This is a genomic window from Aquabacterium olei (assembly GCF_003100395.1).
GTDB lineage: Bacteria > Pseudomonadota > Gammaproteobacteria > Burkholderiales > Burkholderiaceae_C > Aquabacterium > Aquabacterium olei.
Genome location: NZ_CP029210.1, coordinates 1,471,092 through 1,492,783 on the forward strand (window position 1 = coordinate 1,471,092; position 21,692 = coordinate 1,492,783).

At 67.2% G+C, this 21,692-nt stretch carries 19 protein-coding genes and 1 tRNA gene; 13 read left to right on the forward strand and 7 right to left on the reverse strand.

Translation table 11 applies throughout. The features are described from left to right. The 3 genes from DEH84_RS06585 to DEH84_RS06595 form a co-directional block, all read right to left on the reverse strand. On the reverse strand, window positions 1-576 hold the full coding sequence (locus tag DEH84_RS06585) for a peptidylprolyl isomerase (protein WP_109035876.1): 576 nt from the start codon (window positions 574-576) through the stop codon (window positions 1-3). After that, entirely contained in the window at window positions 573-1,802 is a 1,230-nt protein-coding gene (locus tag DEH84_RS06590; RefSeq protein WP_245932698.1) for a L,D-transpeptidase family protein, read from the reverse strand. Before DEH84_RS06590 ends, DEH84_RS06585 begins: the two co-directional genes overlap by 4 nt. Window positions 1,803-1,897: 95 nt before the next feature. Further along, window positions 1,898-2,968 carry a nuclear transport factor 2 family protein gene (locus DEH84_RS06595; protein ID WP_109035880.1) on the reverse strand — a complete coding sequence of 357 codons (1,071 nt, stop codon included), beginning with the start codon at window positions 2,966-2,968 and terminating at the stop codon, window positions 1,898-1,900. A gap of 290 nt (window positions 2,969-3,258) precedes the next feature. On the opposite strand from DEH84_RS06595, the gene cysS reads away from it, so the two are divergent. The 7 genes from cysS (at window position 3,259) to DEH84_RS06630 (ending at window position 10,345) form a co-directional block, all read left to right on the forward strand. Further along, entirely contained in the window at window positions 3,259-4,644 is a 1,386-nt protein-coding gene (cysS, locus tag DEH84_RS06600; RefSeq protein WP_109038250.1) for a cysteine--tRNA ligase, read from the forward strand. A gap of 23 nt (window positions 4,645-4,667) precedes the next feature. Further along, on the forward strand, window positions 4,668-5,339 hold the full coding sequence (locus DEH84_RS06605; protein WP_109035882.1) for a DNA-3-methyladenine glycosylase family protein: 672 nt from the start codon (window positions 4,668-4,670) through the stop codon (window positions 5,337-5,339). Between the two features lie 33 nt (window positions 5,340-5,372). Beyond that, window positions 5,373-6,344, forward strand: coding sequence for an acetyl-CoA carboxylase carboxyltransferase subunit alpha (locus DEH84_RS06610; protein ID WP_109035884.1), 972 nt, complete (start codon window positions 5,373-5,375; stop codon window positions 6,342-6,344). Beyond that, the gene (gene tilS, locus DEH84_RS06615) at window positions 6,341-7,720 is read left to right on the forward strand and encodes a tRNA lysidine(34) synthetase TilS (protein WP_245932699.1); all 1,380 of its coding nucleotides are present in this window, start codon (window positions 6,341-6,343) and stop codon (window positions 7,718-7,720) included. Before DEH84_RS06610 ends, tilS begins: the two co-directional genes overlap by 4 nt. A 113-nt stretch (window positions 7,721-7,833) precedes the next feature. Continuing rightward, window positions 7,834-9,090, forward strand: a complete 1,257-nt coding sequence (locus tag DEH84_RS06620; protein WP_109038252.1) for an aspartate kinase — start codon at window positions 7,834-7,836, stop codon at window positions 9,088-9,090. 70 nt (window positions 9,091-9,160) lie between these two features. Then, window positions 9,161-9,253 (forward strand) — tRNA-Ser (locus DEH84_RS06625). An 81-nt stretch (window positions 9,254-9,334) separates the two neighbouring features. Continuing rightward, window positions 9,335-10,345 carry a recombination-associated protein RdgC gene (locus tag DEH84_RS06630; protein WP_109035886.1) on the forward strand — a complete coding sequence of 337 codons (1,011 nt, stop codon included), beginning with the start codon at window positions 9,335-9,337 and terminating at the stop codon, window positions 10,343-10,345. Here the strand turns inward: DEH84_RS06630 and DEH84_RS06635 are convergent, their stop codons facing one another. Next, on the reverse strand, window positions 10,346-11,176 hold the full coding sequence (locus tag DEH84_RS06635; RefSeq protein WP_109035888.1) for an alpha/beta fold hydrolase: 831 nt from the start codon (window positions 11,174-11,176) through the stop codon (window positions 10,346-10,348). Window positions 11,177-11,186: 10 nt separating this feature from the next. Beyond that, window positions 11,187-12,218 (reverse strand): M14 family zinc carboxypeptidase, encoded by a 1,032-nt coding sequence (locus tag DEH84_RS06640; RefSeq protein ID WP_245932700.1) that lies wholly within the window; start codon window positions 12,216-12,218, stop codon window positions 11,187-11,189. A 141-nt stretch (window positions 12,219-12,359) separates the two neighbouring features. Between DEH84_RS06640 and DEH84_RS19620 the strand changes: the two genes are divergently transcribed. Next, on the forward strand, window positions 12,360-12,491 hold the full coding sequence (locus tag DEH84_RS19620) for a hypothetical protein (RefSeq protein ID WP_281262564.1): 132 nt from the start codon (window positions 12,360-12,362) through the stop codon (window positions 12,489-12,491). On the opposite strand, the gene DEH84_RS06645 is transcribed toward DEH84_RS19620, so the two are convergent. After that, window positions 12,466-13,482: an alpha/beta hydrolase gene (locus DEH84_RS06645; RefSeq protein ID WP_109035892.1), complete on the reverse strand. Its 1,017-nt coding sequence runs from the start codon at window positions 13,480-13,482 to the stop codon at window positions 12,466-12,468. The two genes, DEH84_RS19620 and DEH84_RS06645, sit on opposite strands and share 26 nt — an antisense overlap. 84 nt (window positions 13,483-13,566) lie before the next feature. Between DEH84_RS06645 and DEH84_RS06650 the strand changes: the two genes are divergently transcribed. The 5 genes from DEH84_RS06650 to DEH84_RS06670 are packed head-to-tail and all read left to right on the forward strand — an operon-like array spanning window position 13,567 to window position 21,265. After that, window positions 13,567-14,511 (forward strand): LD-carboxypeptidase, encoded by a 945-nt coding sequence (locus DEH84_RS06650; RefSeq protein ID WP_109035894.1) that lies wholly within the window; start codon window positions 13,567-13,569, stop codon window positions 14,509-14,511. A 45-nt stretch (window positions 14,512-14,556) separates the two neighbouring features. After that, entirely contained in the window at window positions 14,557-16,818 is a 2,262-nt protein-coding gene (locus DEH84_RS06655; RefSeq protein ID WP_109035896.1) for an ABC transporter substrate-binding protein, read from the forward strand. Then, window positions 16,818-17,801, forward strand: coding sequence for an ABC transporter permease (locus tag DEH84_RS06660; RefSeq protein ID WP_109035898.1), 984 nt, complete (start codon window positions 16,818-16,820; stop codon window positions 17,799-17,801). The genes DEH84_RS06655 and DEH84_RS06660 overlap by 1 nt, the downstream gene beginning before the upstream one ends. A 10-nt stretch (window positions 17,802-17,811) precedes the next feature. Further along, window positions 17,812-19,251 carry an ABC transporter permease gene (locus DEH84_RS06665; protein ID WP_109035900.1) on the forward strand — a complete coding sequence of 480 codons (1,440 nt, stop codon included), beginning with the start codon at window positions 17,812-17,814 and terminating at the stop codon, window positions 19,249-19,251. A 10-nt stretch (window positions 19,252-19,261) separates the two neighbouring features. Then, complete coding sequence (locus DEH84_RS06670) at window positions 19,262-21,265, forward strand: ABC transporter ATP-binding protein (RefSeq protein ID WP_109035902.1); 2,004 nt, start codon at window positions 19,262-19,264, stop codon at window positions 21,263-21,265. Between the two features lie 16 nt (window positions 21,266-21,281). Here the strand turns inward: DEH84_RS06670 and DEH84_RS06675 are convergent, their stop codons facing one another. Further along, window positions 21,282-21,572 carry a DUF4404 family protein gene (locus tag DEH84_RS06675; protein WP_109035904.1) on the reverse strand — a complete coding sequence of 97 codons (291 nt, stop codon included), beginning with the start codon at window positions 21,570-21,572 and terminating at the stop codon, window positions 21,282-21,284. Window positions 21,573-21,692 lie beyond the last annotated feature (120 nt).

Below are 21,692 nucleotides of genomic sequence, written 5' to 3' on the forward strand. Positions count from 1 at the left end.
TTATTTCTCGATGACGGCTTGTTTGATGATCACGGGTTCGGCGGGCACGTCGGCGTACATGCCGAGCTGGGTCGTGCGGACCTTGCGGATACGGTCGACCACGTCCATGCCTTGCGTCACCTTGCCGAAGACGGCGTAGCCGTGGCCGTCCGGCGAACGTGCGGCGTCCAGGAAGGCATTGTCCTTCACATTGATGAAGAACTGCGCGGTGGCAGAGTGCGGGTCGCGGGTACGTGCCATGGCGACCGTGCCGCGCTGGTTGCTGAGGCCATTCTGGCTCTCGAGCTGAATGGGGGGGCGGGTCGGCTTCTCCTTGAGGTCGGGCGTCATGCCGCCGCCCTGAATCATGAAGCCGTCGATGACGCGGTGGAAGACCGTGCCGTTGTAGTGGCCCGCCTTGACGTACTGCACGAAGTTGTCCACGGTGCGTGGGGCCTTGGCAGCGTCCAGTTGCAGCACGATGTCGCCTTGCGTGGTGACCAGCTTCACGGTCTGGGCCTGTGCCGCGAATGCGGCGGTCACGCAGGTGACGGCCAGAGCGAGGCGCGCAAGACGCCGCAGGGTGTGGTGCATCATCCGATCACTCCTTCATAGAAGATTTTCCAGAGGCCGCCTTCCTTGCCCCAGTACTGGCGCTTGATGGCGCCGGTGCGCTGACCTTCGACGATCTCGCCAAAGGTCACGACGAGCACGTCGCCCTTGTCGCGCCAGCCGAGGATAGCAAGGTCTTTCAACTGCACGCCCCGCCCGCGTTGTTGCACGACATCGCGTTCGAGCAACTGACGCCACTGCGTGATGTCCCTGTTGCCGGCCGAGAACTGGCTCGAGTAGAAGGACATCAGACGGTTCAGGTCACCGTTGGTGCGCGCGACGCGCCAGCCCTCGATGAGGTTGTTGAGCGCGCGGCGTTCCGGCTCGCGCTGGTCCGGCTTGATCCACTGCAGCTGCTGGGCGATCACGACGGGCGTCGTGCGGGGCTGAACCCTCTGCAGAATCGTCTGAAGCTCGGGGTTCGCAAGCGCCACGCAGCCGTCGGTGCTGTTGGGGCTGCGGGCGTAGCTTTCGCTGGGCACCCCATGCAGCCAGATGCCACTGCCGGTGCGGCCGAGGCGGCGGTCATACTCGTTCGGGTAGTTCAGAGGCAGGGCGCCCACGCCGTAGAAATCCGTCAGCTGGCTCGACTCAAGTCGGCTGGTGATGTAGTACACCCCGAGCGGCGTGCGTTGGTCGCCCTCGGCGCGCTTGTCTGTGCCGAGTCGCCCCACCGATGCGTAATGGTCGGCCACCAGCGTCAGACCCTTGGGGCCGTTCTCGAACAGGTAGAGACGCGAGCGGCTCGCGTCCACCGCGATGGCGTGTCGGGTGGTGGAGGGAACCTCGATGAACTGAGCGGGCAGGGCGCCGGCCGGGGGGCGCTCGGTGAGTGCCGCCATGCGGCGGCTGGCCTCGGTGCGCAGTTGCTCCAGGCGCTGCGGCGCCCGCCCGACGAGGGGCGCGGGGGCGTGCCCCATGGCCGGCAAGGCGTGGGTGCGGGCAAGCAGCAGGTCGCCGTACACCAGTTGAGCCAGCTGAAAATTCGGGACGTCCTGCACGAGCGCCTGGGCCTTGTCGAGCGCTTGCCTGGCCTGCCCCTGTCCGATCAGACGGTAGATCTCAAGCAGGCGTGCCTCGGCCGGCGCGGCCTGCCTGGGGAGCGGCGGGATGGCCGGGGTGGCGGGCCGCACATTGGCGCGCACGATCCTGGCCGGTTCGACCACCTTCTGCCGGGGCGATGAGGCGTGCGACGCCACAGGCAGCAGCATTGCAACCCAAGTCGCTGCAACCAGCCCTCTTCGGGTGAGACGCCCAGGCCACCCCGCTGCCCGACTGGCTGGCGGGTGGCGCCACTCACGCATCGTCACGAGCCCGTGCTTTCCTTCACGATGACCCAGCTGTTGCCGCGCTGTACCAGATCCAGTCGCTTGCCGCTGCTCACACTCAGGCTGTCGGCCTTGTAATCCTGACGGAAACGGGCCACCGCCTTGTTGCCGTCGACCTCGATGCGCAGGTTGCTGATGCGCACCGAAATGCTGCGCTTGCCATTGATGCGATCACGACGCTCTTCCTCCCAGGCCTTGCGGCTCTTGCCGCCGTCGAAGTCGCGTGCGTAGGCAGCAAAGTAGTCCTTGAGGTCCTTGCGGCCCCAGGCGTCGGCCCAGGCGCGCACGGCGGCCTCGACGTCCTTGGCGCGGTGATCGGCCTTCGGTTCGGCCGGCGCAGGCTTGGGTTCGGGGGCTGGCGCCGGAGCCGGCTTGGCGGCCGGCGGTGCAGGCGGCGGCTTGACGGCGGGCGGTGGGGTCACCGGAGCCGGCGTGGCCGACGGCGGCGTAACGGGCGTCGGCGCCGGTGCGGGTGACGGAGCCTGGCCGGCTGCGGCCACCATGCTGTTGCGCTCCTTGGGGAACAGGTCGCGGATCATCGCGAGCTTGGGCGCCACAGCCGAGCGGGTGTCGATCTGCAGCGCTTTGGAGTAAGCCTGGCTGGCCAGCTTCGCGTAGACGTCGCCGAGGTTTTCGTAGGCGGTGGCGTAGCTGGGGTTGGTGCGGATCGCCATCTCGAGCGCCGTGCGAGCCTTGTCGTACTGGCCCTGCTGCGCATACAGCACAGCCAGGTTGTTGAACGGCTCGGGCAGCTCGGGGAAGTCTTCCGTGAGCTTGGTGAAGGCCGTGATGGCTTCGGCACTGCGGCCCGCCTGCGACAGGCTGATGCCACGCAGGAATCGCATCATCGGGTCGCGCGGCTTGCTGGAGAGGAACTGGTCGGCCTTCTGCAGTGCCTCGGCATTCTTGCCTGCCGACAGCAGGCGCTGGACATCGGCCACATCGTCGGCGCGGGCGCCGAAGGCCGCAACGGACAGGGATGCGACGAGCAGAACCTTCGCTGCCAGGGAGGTCAGGCGAAGGCCGACATGGGGCACTGCAACTTGCATGGGATCGTGTACCGGTTGAAGGGGACTGCGGGCGGCCTCGAACGGGCGCCTTGCGCGCGGCTGGCGGTCGTTCAAGACCGGTTGAGGATAGCAGCGCCATGAAGCCGTCGGACTCGACGATCTCCCTGATCCGCGGGCCTCCCGCTATACTTCGGCGATTGTATCTGAGCGGTGGCGAGCGCCTTCCCGGCGCGCACTGGGCTGAGGCGCGTCTGTCGTCCAGGATTCCGGTGCCTGTGTGTTCCGAGGTCCAAGCCCTGTACCTGTCTGCCGCCCGCCACGAATTCCTCATGAGTCTGCGCTTATTCAACAGCCTGTCGCGTCAGGTCGAGCCCTTTGTACCGATGACGCCGGGTCAGGTCCGCATGTATGTGTGCGGCATGACGATCTACGACCTGTGCCACGTGGGCCACGCCCGCATGATGATGGCGTTCGACGTGGTGCAGCGCTGGCTGCGCGCGAGCGGTCTGCAGGTCACCTACGTCCGCAACATCACCGACATCGATGACAAGATCATTCGACGTGCGGTGGAACGTGGCATCACCATCCGCCAGCTCACCGAAGAGATGGCCGCGGCCATGCACGAGGACATTGCCGCGCTGGGCATCGAGCCGCCGACGCATGAGCCGCGTGCCACCGAGTACGTGCCGCAGATGCTGAGCCTCATCAGCCGACTGGAAGCGCGTGGCCTGGCCTATCGGGCGCCGAGTGGCGACGTGAACTACGCCGTGCGCAAGTTCGAGGGCTATGGCAAGCTGTCCGGCAAGTCGCTCGACCAGTTGCGCGCCGGCGAGCGCGTCGCGGTGGACGACGGCAAGCAGGATCCGATGGACTTCGTGCTCTGGAAGGCCGCCAAACCGGAAGAGCCGGCTGACGCCAAGTACGACTCGGAGTACGGTGCGGGCCGGCCTGGCTGGCACATCGAGTGCTCGGCCATGAGCTGCAGTCTGCTGGGCGAGCAGTTCGACATCCACGGCGGCGGCCTGGATCTCCAGTTCCCTCACCACGAAAACGAGATTGCGCAAAGCGAAGGGGCCACGGGCAAACGCTTCGTCAACTACTGGTTGCACAATGGCTTCGTCAACGTCGACAACGAGAAGATGTCGAAGAGCCTGGGCAACTTCTTCACCATCCGCGAGGTGCTGAAGCAGTACGACGGCGAGACCATCCGCTTCTTCATGCTGCGCACGCACTACCGCAGCCCCTTCAACTACAGCGACGCGGGGCTGGACGATGCCCGCAGCGGGTTGCGTCGCCTCTACACCGCGCTGGATGCGGCCGGCGAGGTGGCCGCTGTCGAGGTGGACTGGAGCGATCCTCAGGCGGCCCGTTTCAAGGCCGCGATGGACGAGGACTTCAACACGCCCATCGCCCTGTCGGTGCTGTTCGACCTGGCTGCGGAACTGAACCGTTCCAGCTCGCCTGCCGTGGCCCAGCAGTTGAAGGCGCTGGCAGGGGTGCTCGGCCTGCTGCAGCAGCAGCCGAAGGCCTACCTGCAGGGTGGGGCCATGGCCGCTGGCCTGGATGCCGCCACCATCGAAGGGCTGATTGCCCGCCGTGCCGAAGCCAAGAAGGTGCGCGATTTCGCGGGTGCCGATCGCATTCGCGACGAACTGGCCGCGCAGGGTGTGGTGTTGAAGGACGGTCCCCAAGGCACGACCTGGGTGAAAGCCTGATGCCGAACGCCCCTCTGTCAACGATGGGTGCAGCCCAGACGAGCACCAGCCTGGTCACGCCCACTTACTGGGACGACGCCTGTCGCCATCTGGCCAAGCGCGATCGCGTGATGCGCAAGCTGGTGGCCGATCACGGCCATGCACGCCTCTACACGCGTGGCGATGCCTTCACCACCCTGGCGCGTTCGATCGTGGGCCAGCAGGTGTCGGTGGCGTCGGCGCAGGCGGTGTGGAACCGTCTGCTTGGCCTGTTCGAGGTCGAGTCCGAAGATGCGCGGGGCCCGCTGAAGGTGCAGGACCTGCTGCGCGTCGAGCCCGATGTGCTGCGCAAGGTGGGTTTGTCTGCGCGCAAGGTGGATTACCTGCGCGACCTGGCCGGCCACTTCGACAACGGCCAGGTGCATGTGAGCGACTGGCAGAAGATGGACGACGAGGCCATCATCGAGGAACTGACCGACATTCGCGGCATCGGTCGTTGGACGGCCGAGATGTTCCTGATCTTCCACCTGCTGCGTCCGAACGTGCTGCCCCTTGACGACGTGGGGCTCATCAAGGGCATCAGCCAGAACTATTTCAGCGGTGAACCCGTGTCGCGTGCCGAGGCACGCGACGTGGCCGAGGCCTGGGCACCGTACCGTACCGTGGGCACCTGGTATCTTTGGCGCAGCCTTGATCCGCTGCCCTCCGACGCCTGATCGCGTGCCAGCCTGAGAGAAGAAGGATCCGCCATGAGCAAAAGACACTTCCTGGAGTTCGAGCAACCGATTGCCGAACTGGAATCCAAGATCGAAGAGCTGCGTTATGTGCAGAGCGAATCGGCTGTCGACATCTCTGAAGAAATCGACCGCCTGAGCAAGAAGAGCCAGCTGCTCACCAAGGACATCTATGCCAGCCTGACGCCGTGGCAGGTGACGCAGATCGCGCGTCATCCGCAGCGTCCGTACACGCTGGACTACGTCAACGAGCTGTTCACCGATTTCCAGGAAATGCACGGTGACCGCCACTACGCCGACGACCTGTCGATCGTGGGTGGGCTGGCGCGGTTCAATGGCCAGGCGTGCATGGTGCTGGGCCATCAAAAGGGCCGTGACACCAAGGAGCGCGCGGCGCGCAACTTCGGCATGTCGCGCCCCGAGGGCTATCGCAAGGCGTTGCGCCTGATGCAGACGGCCGAGAAGTTCGGCCTGCCGGTGTTCACTTTCGTGGACACGCCGGGTGCCTATCCGGGCATCGGCGCGGAAGAGCGCAACCAGTCCGAGGCCATCGGCCGCAACATCTTCGAAATGGCCAAGCTGGAAGTGCCCATCATCACCACCATCATCGGTGAAGGTGGTTCGGGCGGCGCGCTGGCCATCAGCGTGGCCGACCAGGTGCTGATGATGCAGTACTCGGTGTACTCGGTGATTTCGCCCGAGGGCTGTGCGTCCATCCTGTGGAAGACGGCTGAAAAGGCGTCGGACGCGGCCGAAGCGCTGGGCATCACGGCACACCGCCTGAAGGCGCTGGGCCTGGTGGACAAGATTGTGAGCGAGCCGGTGGGCGGCGCACACCGCGACCACAAGCAGGCCGCAGCCAACCTGAAGCGCGGTCTGAACGACGCGCTGCGCCAGGTCAGCGACCTGAAGGTGAAGGACCTGCTGCAGACGCGCTACGACCGTCTGCAGAGCTACGGCCGGTTCACCGACACCAAGGAGCGTTGAGCGCGACCGTGCTTGAAGGCCCGGCCGTGGTGGCCGTGGCCTGCAGCGGGGGGCGGGACTCCCTGGCGCTGCTCCATGCGACCGCCAGTGCCGCACGCGATGTGCCGGGGTTGGCGGTCGTTGCATTTCACGTGCACCACGGCCTGAGCGCCCATGCCGATGCATGGCAGGCGCACGTCGAGCGCTGCTGTGCGGCCTGGGTCAAGCAGGGCCTGCCGGTGCGCTGCATGGTGCGCCGCGTTCAGTGCGCGGACGATGGGCGAGGCGTGGAGGCTGCAGCCCGTGCCGCGCGGTATGAGGCCCTGCGCGACATGGCGCGGGAAGCCGGTGCAGACCGCGTGCTGCTGGCGCACCACCGCCGGGATCAGGCCGAAACCGTGTTGCTGCAAGCCTTGCGCGGTGGCAGCGCAGCCGGCCTGGCGGCCATGCCGCGTGAGGCATGGCGAGGTGGCATTTGCTGGATCCGTCCGTGGCTTGGCCACACGCGGCAGGCGATCGACGCGTACATCGCAGCGCACGGGTTGGCGCCTGTGGAGGATGACAGCAACGACAGCCCCGCCTTTGCGCGCAACCGCCTGCGCCTGGCGGTGTGGCCGGCGCTGACGCAGGCGTTTCCGGAGGCCGAGGCCGCGCTTGCCGCATCAGCCCGACGGCTGGCCGATGCGCAGGCCGTGGTTGACCAGGCGGTGACGGGCGCGCTGAACGGGTTGACGGATGGCGCCGGTGCGCTGGATGCGGCGGGTTGGGCGGACCTGGACGCCCCGATGCGCCGGTTGATGCTGGTCAAGTGGTCGCAGTGCGGGGGCGGAGCAGGGTGGTCGTCGAGCTGGGTGGAACGCCTGGCCAATGAGGTGCCGGCCTTGTTGGCGCGTCAGCAGCCTGCTCGCTGGGCCGCGCTTGGCGTGTCGCTTTATCGCGGGCGCTTGCGGTTCGATTCGCCCGGGGGCGGGCAACCTGCTCCGGCGGCTTGTCCCGCCGAGGTGGTGACGCTCAGCATGCCGCCCGATGGGATGCTGCGCCTGCCCGCCTGGCGCGGGGCCCTGCATGCCGAGCTGGTGTCGGCGCGGGGTGTGCCTTGGTCGGCCTTGCAAGGGATGCAAGTGGGTGCGCGTGCGGGCGGCGAGCAGTTTCAGGCGGGGCCCGGCAGGCCGGCGCGCTCACTGAAGAAGCAATACCAGCAGGCCGGTGTGCCGACATGGGCACGCGCAGGCCCGTTGTGCTGGCAGGCCGGCACCTTGCTGTTTGCCCCAGGGCTGGGTATGGACGCCCGGCACTGGGCCGCCGAAGGGGGGCCTCAATGGGGGCTGCAGTGGGTGCCCGACGGGCCTGATGGCAGCACGGACACCGGATTGCCGCCTGTTTTGGTGTCGCGTTAAGCGTTTCCGCCGAAGAAGCGCGGTTGCGCCGGGCTAAAATCGAAGGTTGATCGCGCATGGTCATCTTCGTGGCCGATTCAATCTGCGGCGCGGTCTTTTCAACCACATCTGACATGGCACTGATCGTTCACAAATACGGCGGCACGTCGATGGGCTCCACCGAGCGCATCCGCAACGTGGCCAAGCGCGTGGCCAAGTGGGTGCGGGCGGGACATCAACTCGTGGTCGTTCCCTCGGCCATGAGCGGTGAGACCAACCGCCTGCTGGGCCTGGCCAAAGAACTCTCCGAGCGTCCCAGCCCGCGCGAGCTCGACATGATCGCCTCCACGGGCGAGCAGGTGTCCGTGGGGCTGCTGGCCATTGCGCTGCAGGCTGAAGGCGTCGAAGCCGTCAGCTACGCAGGCTGGCAGGTGCCGGTCAAGACCGACTCGTCGTTCACCAAGGCCCGTATCGAAAGCATCGACGATGCTCGCGTGCGCGCCGACCTGGCCGCCGGCAAGGTGGTGGTGATCACCGGTTTCCAGGGCGTCGACCCGAACGGCCACATCACGACCCTGGGTCGCGGTGGCTCGGACACCTCGGCCGTGGCGATCGCCGCGGCCATGAAGGCCGACGAATGCCTGATCTACACCGACGTGGATGGCGTGTACACGACCGACCCCCGCGTGGTGCCGGAAGCCCGTCGCATGAAGGCCATCAGCTTTGAAGAGATGCTGGAAATGGCCTCGCTGGGCTCGAAGGTCCTGCAGATCCGCTCGGTGGAGTTTGCCGGCAAGTACCGTGTACCGACCCGCGTGCTCTCCAGCTTCACCCCCTGGGACATCGACGTGGAAGAAGAAGCCAAGTCGGGCACGCTCATCAGTTTTGAGGAAGACGAGAACATGGAACAAGCCGTTGTTTCCGGCATCGCGTTCAGCCGCGACGAAGCCAAGATCACCGTGGTCGGCGTGCCCGACACCCCCGGCATCGCCTACCAGATCCTGGGCAAGGTGGCCGAGGCCAACATCGACGTGGACGTGATCATCCAGAACGTCTCGCACGACGGCAAGACGGATTTCTCGTTCACCGTGCCGCGCGGTGACTACGCCAAGACCATCGAGTTGCTGCAGACCAAGGTCCAGCCCGCCCTGGGCGCGCGTGAGATCGTGGGCGACCCGAAGATCTGCAAGGTGTCGATCGTCGGCATCGGCATGCGCAGCCACGTGGGCATCGCCTCGACGATGTTCAAGACGCTGTCGGACGAAGGCATCAACATCCAGATGATCACCACCTCGGAAATCAAGACCTCGGTCGTGATCGACGAGAAGTACATGGAGCTGGCCGTGCGCGCCCTCCACAAGGCTTTCGGCCTGGATGCATCCAAGGCCTGAGCGCCGAGCGTTGTTTTGAGCGCAACAGGCAGACGGCCTGAAATTCTGGGCTAGAATGCCTGCTGTTGCTGGAGACGTGACCGAGAGGCCGAAGGTGCTCCCCTGCTAAGGGAGTATGTGGGCAAAACCTGCATCAAGGGTTCGAATCCCTTCGTCTCCGCCAAAACATGAACCCCGAGTGATCCGTCACTCGGGGTTTCTTGTTTCTGGGCTTTGATTTGCTGCGAAGGAAGGACGTACTGCCATGTTCAAGAACCTGACGGTCTATCGCATCGGCTCGGAGTGGGGCACCACGGCGGCCGAGATCGAAACCGAGCTGGAAAAGTCGCGCTTTGCGCCGTGCGGCGCGTCGCAGGAAAAGTCGGTGGGCTGGCTGGAGCCGCGTGGTGTCGACCACGGCCCGCTGGTCGAGGTGGTCGATGGCCAGATCCTGCTCAAGCTCATGGTTGAGCAGAAGGTGGTGCCGGGCTCGGTCGTGAAGCGCCGCTGCGACGAGATCGCTGCGCAGATCGAGAGGCAGACTGGCCGCAAGCCGGGCAAGAAGCAGATCAAGGAGCTCAAGGAGCAGGCCTTGCACGAGCTGTTGCCCATGGCGTTCACCAAGCAGTCGGTGACGCGGGTGTGGATTGCGCCCAAGGAGCGCCTGCTGGTGCTGGACACCGGCAGCCAGGCCCGGGCCGAGGAGGTGGTGACCCTGCTGGTGCAGGCCATGCCCGGTTTTGCCGTGAGCCTGATCCAGACCGAGATGTCGCCTCAGGTTGCGATGGCGCACTGGCTGGGCACGGGGGAGGCCCCTTACGCCTTCACGATCGACCGCGAGTGCGAGCTCAAGTCGACGGACGAAATGAAGTCGGTCGTGCGCTACGCGCGTCACCCGCTGGACACCGACGAGGTGCGTCAGCACATCGTGAGCGGCAAGGTGCCGACAAAGGTGGCCATGACCTGGCGCGACCGCGTCTCCTTCCTGCTGACCGAGTCGCTGCAGGTGCGCAAGCTGGCGTTTCTCGATGTGGTGTTCGAGGGCACGTCGGCTGCAGCGGCCAAGCAGGACAAGGCCGAGTCCTTCGATGCGGATGCGGCCATTGCCACGGGCGAGTTGATCGAGCTGATTCCGGAGTTGCTGGACGCGCTGGGTGGCGAATTGGAGCCGGGCAGCATGCCGAAGGAGACGCCGGTGGTGCCTGCAGCCCGTCCGTCCGCGGTGCAGGACACGACGGCGCCGGCAGAATCGGTCGACGCCCCACCCTGGGCGTGATCAGAAGGGGGCGCTGACAGCGACGTCCACCGCCACCGTGTTCAACGGAGGCGGCTGCGGGCAGGCGGTGTCGTCGGCCAGCCATTCGGCCACTTGTCTGGCCACCCAGGCCCCATCGTCGACCGGGATGTCATGTCCGGCTGTCGGGTGGGTGTGCAGACGCAGCCCCCAAGCGGTGGCGAGACGCGCAGAGCAGCTCGGGTGAACCAGCTCGTCGCCCGCGCTGTTGAGCAACAGCAGCGGCACGTCGGGCGCGCTGTCGGCGCGGTAACGCGCGGCCGCCCACAGCTGTCGCAGCCCGTTCAGTCGACTCACGGGGTGACTGGATCGCAGGCTGAGCCAGGCGGCCAGCAGGGCCTGACGCGGGCCAGGGTGACGGGTCGTCATCCGCATGATGCCGTCCTCCCATTCCAGCGAGGTGCCGCTGAGAATCAGCCGCGCGATGCGGCGGTACTGCTGTGGCTGCAGTCGGTGCCAGAAGGGGCTGTAAGGGCGCAGGCTCGTGTTGACGAGCACGCAGCGATGCAACTCGTCCGGGTGCGTCCGGGCCCATTCCGTGGCAACCATCGCACCCAGCGACATGGCAAGAACGTGGCAGGGGCGGTCCACTCCACGCGCACGAAGGTCGCTTCGTACGGCTTCCACCATGTCGACCACACGCGTGGGGCTCGGCTCACGCCAGCGCGCCCCGTTGCCAGGCAGGTCGGGTGTGATGATGAGGCTGCCGAGTGGCAGCGCCGCTTGCAGGGTCTGCACGAACCCGCCCCAGTGACCACTTTCGCGCAGCAGGCCGCGCAGCAGGATCCAGATGGGCGGCGAAGTGTCTGGCATGGCGCGGCTCCTATCGCAGTTCCGGTCTGTGGGCGTACCAGCGGCGCAGGGCATCCAGCCGCAAGGTTTCTCGGGCTTCGGCTGCAGGAAGCCAGCGCCGGTGTCCGATGGCAGCACGCGCCAGAAAATCCATCAGGCCCAGATGCCGGCGCAGCACGCGCTGCTGCCGATGGTCGATGAGCGGGTTGAAAATCCCGTGGCGGTTGAAGAGCTGTCGGGGGTTCTTCTTGACCCACAGCCAGGAGCCCATCTCCAGCGTCAGCGGCAGGAAGAGGTGGCCGGGATGGCCGGTCAGCGCGCGCAGGTACAGGTGGTCCCACAGGTCGCCATGGGTGAGGTATTGCTGGCTCTGCGGCTCGAACACGTAGGGGTGATGGGCATAGCCCTGGTCGAGGATGCAGCGCAGCGCGTGGAGTTCGGCCAGGTGCGGCAGTGGCCGCGTCGTGTGGGCGTACGGAAACCACAGCCGGTCCTGCACGCCGAAGCCGGAATGGCAGTCGAGCGCGATGCTGAACGGACGAGACAGCAGTTCGCGCTCGATGGTGTCGCACAGCGCCTGGCTTTCGGGCTGCATGGGCTGCCCGGCCGGGCCGCGGTACCACGGCAGGAGGGCGCTCAGCCGCTGACCGCCGATCAGGAAGGGGACGGGTTCCTCTGCTTCCAGGGGCGCGTTGCGCATGAGGTCGACCCCCTGCGCGTTGGCCCGGGTGCCGCGCCAGAGCCCGCCCGGGTTCACCAGCGGCATGAACACCATGCGAAGGCTTTCCAGCTGCCGGTGCAGCAGCGTGTCCCATTTGAGGCGTTCGATCACGGTGCGCAGAAAGGTCATCACCACCTGCGAGCCGATTCGCTCCAGCCCGTGAACCCCGCCGACAAAGGCCACAGCCGGGTGGGTGACATCGTGGCTGCCCAGGCTGATCACGGGCACATCGAACTGCACCGGGCCGCAGTCCACCTTGCAGGCCATCCGCGCCTGGACGTGCCGGCCCCCGGCATCGATCAGCCGAAGAAGGTCATCGAGTTCGGGGAGGTGCGGGAGCAAGCTGGGGGCTGGGCCCCTTGGATTGGCGCCCCGTGGTCGGATGGGCCGATGGTGCCCGGTCACCATGTCAGTTTGAAGACAGGGTTGACTGTCATGGATCCGTCACACGCCCCGGGTACCGTGCGCGGCGGAGGATCACCCATGCTTCACACCGTCATCCGTTCGCGCCGCCTGTATCGCTCGATGGCCCTGGGGCTTGCCTTGCTCGCGGGCTTGTGGGAATGCGGGGCGCTGATGCGGTCGCGTCTCAGTGGGTGGGCCGCCCACCGCTGAGCGGTGTTCGCCACCCGGGAAGCCCGCCCAGAAAGCGATCGACGGCATCGGTGTAGGTGCCGGGCTCTCCCAGCGTGGCGTTGATCTCGCCGTGGGAAAGGTCCACCGGAAGTACCTGGACCTGAGGTGCGCCGGCCGGCACCCGCGCAGAAAAGTCGCGCGCCTGCTGACATGATTCGGCGCGGCGTGCGCTGCACACCGCCAGAATGGGCGCGACGGGACGCGTCAGTTGGTGCGCGGGTGAGGCTGCCAGCCAGTCAGCGCGATCCGGTCCGAACGCCCGGTCATACAGGCCGGGGTGCCGCGCCTCCATGATGCGCACGACATCGAAGGCGGCGCTGTCCAGGCACACTGTGCCCAGCCACGGCCGGGCCCCTTCCACCTGTGCGCGCTCCGGGCGTGCGGAGAGTAGCGCGACCAGGTGGGCGCCGGCCGAGTGGCCCATGAGCACCACGCGTGCCGGGTCGGCACCCCAGGATGCGGCGCGACCCTGCACCGCGGTCAGGGCGCGGGCCACTTCACGGGCCTGTTGATCGGGCGCGGTGTCGGGCCGCATCGGGTAGTTCACGGAGACCAGCGCGACGCCGTGCGACACCCAGTGGCGGACCTTGTTTTCCACCACGGGCGCGTGGGCCTTGTCGCCTCGGGCCCACCCGCCGCCGTGCACCATGAAGAGGATGGGCATTGGTTGCGCGTCGGCAGGCCGTTGCGGCAGGTAGACGTCGTACCGATGCGCGGCGGTCGGGCCGTAAGACTGGTCCGCCAGACGCTTCACGCCCGCGGGCAACCCGCGGAAGGCGCGGCCTGTGCCAGGCGCTTCTTCCATGTCCTGCTCGGCCGCATCCAGACGGGCTGCCTGCCGCGCATGCAGCAGATCACGCAACGGGCCGGCCACTGCCGGGGCGGTCAGTGCCTGCAGGCCGATCCACCAGGAGATCGCCAAGGCAAGCCATCGGTGACGCGGTGGCACGGCAAGGCGGCGTGAATGCATGGACGGTCCTGGGTGTGGTGTTTCTGGTTGACTCAATGGTTCGCAGCCCCGCGGCGTTGACACACCATACGCGACAATGCGCGCATGAGTACCGCCCGCAATGACCTCGTCCTGTTCAGTCCCTCCGGCATCGTGGCCAGGGCCGCACCCGTGCGCAAGGCCGCCCGTCGGCTCAAGGCCATGGGCTTCGATGTGCGCGTCGACGAGGCCGCGTTGCTCAAGCAGCAGCGTTTTGCCGGCGACGACGATACCCGGCTGGCGGCCCTGCATCGCATAGCCGGCGAGGCCCCAGCGGTGGCGCTGGCCACCCGCGGAGGGTATGGCCTGAGCCGCCTGCTCGATCGGCTGGACTGGAAGGCCATGCAGCGCAGCGTGGAGCAGGGTACGGCCTGGGTCGGTTACAGCGACATGACGGCCTTGCACCTCGCTGCGCTGGCTCACGGTGCGGCAGGCGCGGCGCAGCCCGGCGAGGGGGTGCGTGCGGGCCTGTGGGCAGGGCCCATGGCGTGCGACGATTTCGGCCGCGACGACAGCGATCTGGGTGGCGACGACGTCACGCAGGACACGTTCTCCGAGGCGATGTCGGGTGAACTGGAGGCCGTGGGCTTCCGCACCGAAGCGGGCTTCGATGGCCTCGAGACCAGCGGGCGGCTGTGGGGGGGCAACCTGGCCATCGTGCAGGCCCTGCTGGGCACGCCGCACTTCCCGAGGGTACGCGGCGGCGTTCTGTTCCTGGAAGACGTCAACGAGCACCCCTACCGCATCGAGCGCGCCTTGCTGCAGCTGCACCAGGCCGGTGTGCTGGCCCAGCAGAAGGCCATCGTGCTGGGCGCGTTCACCGAGTACCGCAAGTCGCCGCTGGACCGCGGCTACAACCTCAAGACCGTCATCGCCCATCTGCGCAGCGTCTGCCCCGCGCCCATCCTCACGGGTCTGCCGTTCGGGCATGTGCCGGTGAAGGTGTGCCTGCCGGTGGGGCGCAAGGTGAACCTCATGGTGCAAGGACGCGACGCGTTCATCCTCTGGTGACAAGCCCTGGGTGAAGCCGGTGCCGGGCGGGCCCACAATAGCCCCATGCGCAAACTGAGGGACTTGTTTCGCCGCGGTGTGACCATCTCGCGGATCGCCATGACGGGCGGTCTGCTGCTGGCGCTGGCTGCCTGCCACAACAACCCGTATCCGGCGGGCGCGGAGCGCGAGAACACGCTCTACACCGCCTTCAACGAGCGCTCGCCCCGTTACCTGGATCCGACCTCGTCCTACAGCAGCAACGAAACGCCGTTCACCTACCAGGTCTACGAGCCGCTGTACGGCTATCACTACCTCAAGCGGCCTTACGAGCTGGTGCCCAAGGCTGCAGCGGCGGTGGTCCAGCCACGGTATGTGGACAAGGCCGGCAAGCCGCTGCCGGACGATGCCCCGGCCGACCAGATTGCCGAAAGCATCTACGAAATTCCGCTCAAGCGCGGCATCCTGTACGCACCGCATCCGGCCTTCGCCAGGGATGAGCAGGGGCACTACCGCTATCACCGTCTGCAGCCCGGTGAGGTGGGTGACAAGCGCAGCCCCTGGGCCTTCGGGCACACGGGCACGCGCGAACTGGTGGCAGACGATTACGTCTACGCCATCAAGCGCCACGCCACCACGCGCACGGCCGCGCCGGTGTTCGGCATCTTCTCCGAGTACGTGGTCGGGCTGGCCGAGTACGGCAAGCTCATCCGCGAGGAAGACAAGAAGCTGCGCGCCGGGCTGCCGCCCACCTCGCGCGACAAGCCCTTTCTCGATTTCCGCCGCTGGCCGCTGGCCGGCGCCCAGGCCATCGACAGCCACACGCTGCGCATCCGCATCATCGGCAAGTACCCGCAGTGGAAGTACTGGATGGCCATGACCTTTCTGGCGCCGGTGCCCTGGGAAGCCGATGCCTTCTATGCGCAGCCCGGCATGGCAGCCAACGGCCTGTCGCTGAACACCTGGCCGGTGGGCACGGGGCCCTACATGATGGCCGAGTTCATCCAGGACCGCCGCCACGTGCTCAAGCGCAACCCCAACTACCGCGGTGAGCCCTATCCGTGCGAAGGGCAGCCTCAGGACAAGGCACTGGGCTTCCTGGTCGATTGCGGCAAGCCCACGCCGTTCGTGGACACGGTGGTGTTCAGCCTGGAGAAGGAGTCCGTGCCGCAGGATGCCAAGTTCCGGCAAGGCTATCTGGACGTGCCCGAGTTCGACCAGATGAGCTATGGCAACGCCTACAAGATCCAGATGGAAGACTCCGACCGGTTCAACAAGGAGTTCACCGACAAGGGCATCGTGATCAGGCGAACGGTGGACCTTTCGTCTCGCTACATGGGCTTCAACTGGCTGGACCCGGTGGTGGGGCAGGGCGACACGCCCGAGCAGCGCGTGCGCAACCGCAAGCTGCGGCAGGCCCTGTCGATCGCCATCGACTGGGATGAGTACAACCGCATCTTCCCGAAGGCGGCCGGTGAGGTGGCCCAGGGCCCCCTGCCAGGCGGGGTGTTCGGCTCACGGCACGGCACACGCGAGGGCCTCAACCCGGTCACCCATCGCTGGGTGGACGGTCTGGCCGTGCGCCGCCCGATCGAAGACGCCCGCAAGCTGCTCGCTGAAGCCGGCTACCCCGATGGCCGCGATGCCCGCACCGGCAGGCCGCTGGTACTGAACTACGACTTCGGCGCACCGGCCACACCGGAAGCCAAGGCCACGCTGGACTGGACGAGCAAGCAGTTCGCCAGGCTGGGCATCCAGCTGGAGGTGCGTGCCACCGACTACAACCAGTTTCAGGACAAGGTGCGTCGTGGCAAGCACCAGATCTTCACCTGGGGCTGGCTGGCCGACTACCCGGATGCCGAGAACTTCCTCTTCCTGCTGTACGGCCCGGGTGCCAAGTCGGTGCACGACGGCGAGAACGCGGCCAACTACCAGAACCCCGAGTACGACCGCCTGTACAGCCGCCTGCGCCTGATGGACGACGGCCCGGCCAAGCAGGCGGTGATCGACCAGATGGTGCGCATCCTCCAGGAAGATGCGCCCTGGTCGTGGGGGTACTTTCCGTATGCGTCCGGGGCCTATCACCGCTGGCTGCACAACGGCAAGCCCAGCATCGTGGTGCGTGACCAGGCGCAGTACTACCGCCTTGACACGGCAGAGCGCACCCGCAGCCTGGCCGAATGGAATCGCCCTGTGTACTGGCCGATTGCCGTGCTGGTGCTGGCCGTCATCGCCATGGCCTGGTGGGCCGTGCGCACCTTCCGCACCCGCGAGGCGCAGACGGCCCTGCCGCTGCCGGCCGGGCTCCTGAGCAAGCGGGGTCGCTGATGCTGAACTACATCCTTCGCCGCCTGGGCTACGGCCTGGTCATTCTGATCGGGGTGAACCTGATCACCTTCGTGCTCTTCTTCACCGTCAACACGCCGGACGACATGGCGCGCCTCAACATCGGCGGCAAGCGCGTCACACCCGAGCAGATCGAGAAGTGGAAGGCCGAGCGGGGGTACGACAAGCCCATGCTCTACAACGACGCGGCCCAGGGCAGAGAGAAGTTCACCGAGACGGTGTTCTGGGATCGCTCCGTGTCCCTGTTCCTGTTCGACTTCGGCCGGGCCGATAACGACAGCGCCGGCGACATCGGCTACCAGATCCGCAAGCGCATGGGCGTGAGCCTGCAGCTCACCGTGCCGTTGTTCATCCTCGGCCTGATGGCCAGCGTCATCTTCGCTTTGTGGCTGGTCATGTTCCGCGGCACACCGGTCGACTTCTGGGGCGTGGTGGTGTGCGTGGTGATGATGTCCATCTCCAGCCTGTTCTACATCATCGTCGGGCAGTACCTGTTCTCGCGCCTGGCGCGGCTGGCGCCCATCTCGGGCTACGCCAACGGGCTCGAGGCCATCCGCTTCCTCGTGCTGCCCATCGGCCTGATGCTTGTCGCCAGCCTGGCGGGGCAGGCGCGCTTCTACCGCACCCTGTTCCTTGAAGAGGCGGGCAAGGACTACGTGCGCACCGCTCGCGCCAAGGGTCTGAAGGAAGCCACCGTGCTGACCCGGCACGTGCTGCGCAACGCCATGCTGCCCATCATCACGAGTGCGGGGGCGTCGTTGCCTTACCTGTTCATGGGCGGCCTGGTTACCGAGAGCTTCTTCGGCATCCCGGGGCTGGGCGCCTACACCATCGACGCGATCGCGAGCCAGGACTTCGCCATCGTGCGCACGATGGTCTTCCTCGGCTCGGTGCTCTACATCCTGTCGAACATCCTGATCGACGTGGCCTACACCTGGGCCGACCCGCGCGTGCGGATGCAGTGAGGCAGCAGGCATGGGATTCAAACTGGTCATTCTCTGGACAGACGTCGTGCTCTGGCTGATGCTCGGCGGGTTGGCGGCCTACATCGTCCATGTGCGCCGCGACCCCTCGCTGCGCGCCACCTGGGGCAAGGTCTTCACCAGTGCGCCGGCCATGGCCTCGTGCGTGGTGCTGGTGGCCATGCTGGCCCTGACGCTGACGGACAGCGTGCACTTCCGACGAGCCCTCACCAGCCAGCCGGGGGCGACCGAGGCATATGACACGCGCACAGAGTCGCTGCTGGATGTCGCGCTGAGCAAGCTGGTTCAGAGCCGGGAGAAGAGCTACTCGGCACCGCTGGCCACCCACGGTTTCGTGAAGGAAAGCGTGCCGCCGAAGGCCGGTGAGCCGCCGCGCGTGGACGAGCACGGCGTGCCGCTGCCCCCGCCGCGCGCCTATCCCCGGCTCAAGCACGGTGGCGCCGGTCTGGCTGATCCGGAGGCCGACCATGCCCGTGACCTGATCCAGCGTCTGCTGGTGGGCATCGCGGCGGGTGCGGTGGTGGCGCTGGCGCTGCGTTGGGCGATGCGCCGTCGCTTCGAACCCGAGGTGCCCCAGGCCTGGCATGCCGCCTGGCTCGCGGCCGCCGTGCTGTCTGTGATGGTCGCGTGCATCGTGGCGCTCAGCTGGGGGCAGGGCTACCACGTGCTGGGCACCGACCGCACCGGCAACGACGTGCTCTACCAGGCGCTCAAGAGCGTGCGAACCGCCTTCGTGATCGGCTCGCTGGCCACCATCGCAACCTTGCCGCTGGCGCTGGCCTTCGGCATTGCCGCGGGCTACTTCAAGGGCTGGGTCGACGACATCATCCAGTACCTCTACACCGTGCTGTCTTCGGTGCCGAACATCCTGCTGATCGCCGCCTGCGTGCTGATGGTGCAGGTCTTCCTCGACAAGCACCCCGAGCTTTTCGAGACCGGGCTGGAGCGGGCCGACCTCAAGATCTTCCTGCTGTGCGTGATCCTGGGCGTGACGGGCTGGGCCGGCCTGTGCCGCCTGTTGCGTGCCGAGACCCTGAAGCTGCGCGAACTCGAGTACGTGCAGGCCGCCGTGGCCTTCGGTGCCGGGCCGTGGCGCATCATGCGCCGGCACATCCTGCCCAACGTCATGCATCTGGTGTTGATCACCACCGTGCTCGAGTTCTCCAGCCTGATCCTGTACGAAGCCGTGCTGTCCTACGTGGGCGTCGGGGTCGATCCGTCGATGAACAGCTTTGGCGGCATGATCAACCAGGCGCGCGTCGAGATGTCGCGCGACCCCATCGTGTGGTGGTCCTTCGCTGCGGCCTTCGTGTTCATGGTGGGCATCGTGCTGGCCGCCAACCTCTTTGCCGACGCCGTGCGTGACGCCTTCGACCCGCGTGCCCGTGTGGCCCGGCCCGTGAAGGTGGCGCGCGCCGCCGTCCCCCGCTGAAGGAAGTCCCATGCTGCAACTTGATGACCTGCAGGTGGTGCTCGAAGCCGACGCCGGCCTGGTGCGCGCGCTCGATGGCCTGAGCCTAGCGCTGTCGCGGGGCGAAACCTACGCACTGGTGGGCGAATCGGGCTGCGGCAAGAGCATGACGGCGCTCGCCATGATGCGCCTGCTGCCCGACAACGGTCGCGTCTCACGCGGGCGCGTGGCCCTCAGTGCCGATGCCCCCGACGCCAAGCCCACCGAGCTGCTGGCGCTCCCCGAATCACTGATGCGCAAGGTGCGCGGCGGCCGCGTCGGCATCATCTTTCAGGAGCCGGCCACCAGCCTCAACCCGGTGATGCGCGTCGGGGATCAGATCGTCGAGGCGATCGAGACCCACACGCCGCTGCGGGGTGAGGCAGCACTGGCGAAGGCCGTCGAATGGCTGCGGCGTGTCGGCATTCCGGAGCCCGAGCACCGCATCGACAGCTACCCGTTCGAGATGAGTGGTGGGCAGAAGCAGCGGGTCATGATTGCCATGACGCTGGCCGCCGAGCCGGCTTACCTGATTGCCGACGAGCCCACCACGGCGCTCGACGTCACCATCCAGAAGCAGGTGCTCGACCTGCTGAAAGACCTGCAGCGCGAACGCCAGCTCGGGCTGCTGCTCATCACGCACGACCTCGCCGTGGTCGCCGACATGGCGCACCGCGTGGCCCTGATGTACGCCGGCCAGATCGTGGAAGAGGCGCCTGCCGCACGCTTTTTCAGCCGACCGCAGCACCCGTATGCGCGGCTTCTGCTGCAGGCCCTCCCCGATGCCACCCGGCGCGGCCAGCCCCTGGTCGCCATTGCGGGCTCCGTGCCGCCGCTGTGGCAGCGCTTCGAGGGTTGCCGCTTTGCACCGCGTTGCGAACGGGCTGAATCCCGCTGCCATGCTGAGGCACCACGGCTGGACCGCCTGGGGGAAGGGCGCGTGCGTTGCTGGTTCCCTCTGGGCGGGGCGGGCGCGGGCACCTTCCCGGTCACCGATGGCTTCCGCGAGGGCGACATCCCGCCGCCGCCCGACGCCGTTCGACTCGGACCGCCCATCGACGTGCGACTGGGCCCGGTGCCACCTGCGCCCGCGCCGGTGGCGTCCGCTTTGCCGGTGCCGACAACCGCCGGCCCTGAGCCGTTGAAGCAACGCGAAGCGGGCACGGCACAGACTGAAGCACCGGCCTTGCTCGAAGTCCGAGATCTCTCGGTCAGCTTCCGCTCCGGCGGCGGGCTGCTCCGGCGCGCGCACGAGGTGCAGGCGGTGTCCGGTGTGGCGTTCCGCATCCTGCCCGGGCAGACGCTGGCGCTGGTGGGGGAGTCGGGGTGCGGCAAGACCACCACGGGCCGCGCCATCGTCCAGCTGCTGCGGGCCCAGCCCGGCATCCGCGTGGCGGGCGAGGCCTGGTTGGCTGACGGGGGCGTGCGCCAGAACCTGTTCGCCCTTCAGGGGGCGGCATTGCAGGCTGCCCGGCGGCAGGTGCAGATGGTGTTCCAGGACCCGTTTGCCTCGCTCAACCCGCGCATGCGCGTCAGCGAGATCCTCGAAGAAGGGCTGCTGACCCTGCGGTCCGATCTGTCGGCGTCCGAGCGCCGTGACCGCGTGGCCGACCTGGTGGGCCGGGTCGGGCTGCGCACCGATGCGCTGCCGCGCTTCCCGCACGAGTTCTCCGGCGGGCAGCGACAACGGCTGGCCATCGCGCGTGCCCTGGCCGTGGCGCCACGGGTGCTCGTGTGTGACGAGCCGACCTCCGCGCTCGACGTATCGGTGCAGGCTCAGATCCTCAACCTGCTGCGCGAACTGCAGACCGAACTCGGCCTGGGCCTGCTGTTCATCACGCACAACATGGGCGTCGTCAGCTACCTGGCCGACCAGGTGGCCGTGATGCAGCGGGGCCAGCTGGTGGAGCAGGGACCCGCCGCGCAAGTGCTCGAGCAGCCCGAGCACCCTTACACGCAGACCTTGCTGGCTGCGGTGCCGCGTCGCCCGGTCTGAGGGGCGGTGGGCCCGATCAGATTCCCATCTTGCCCAGCGTGTCGAGCACGTCGCGCAGCGTGCTGGCCAGATAAGGGTGATCCGTGGAGAAGCGGGCCTCGATGGCCTGCGCCCGCGCATTCAGGGAAGCCTCGTCCTCGGACGGGGCTTTTTCGTTTCCGGCGGGCGAGGGCTGAGCCTCGAGCGCCTGCTGGATGTCGCGGTCGAGGTCCTGCAGCAGGGCCTTGAGCTCCGGGGCCACAGGCTGTCCGCTTTCGAGCTCGTTCTTCAGGCGCTGCAGCAGGGTCTTGAGTTCGGTGGCGTCCATGGCTACTCCGTGAGGTCAGTAAGGTGCTGCCTCATTGTGCGACGGCGTTGCAAGCCTTCCAAGACAGGGCGAGCCCGACGTTGCCACGGGCTGACGGTCGTCAAGCGGGCATGAAAAAGG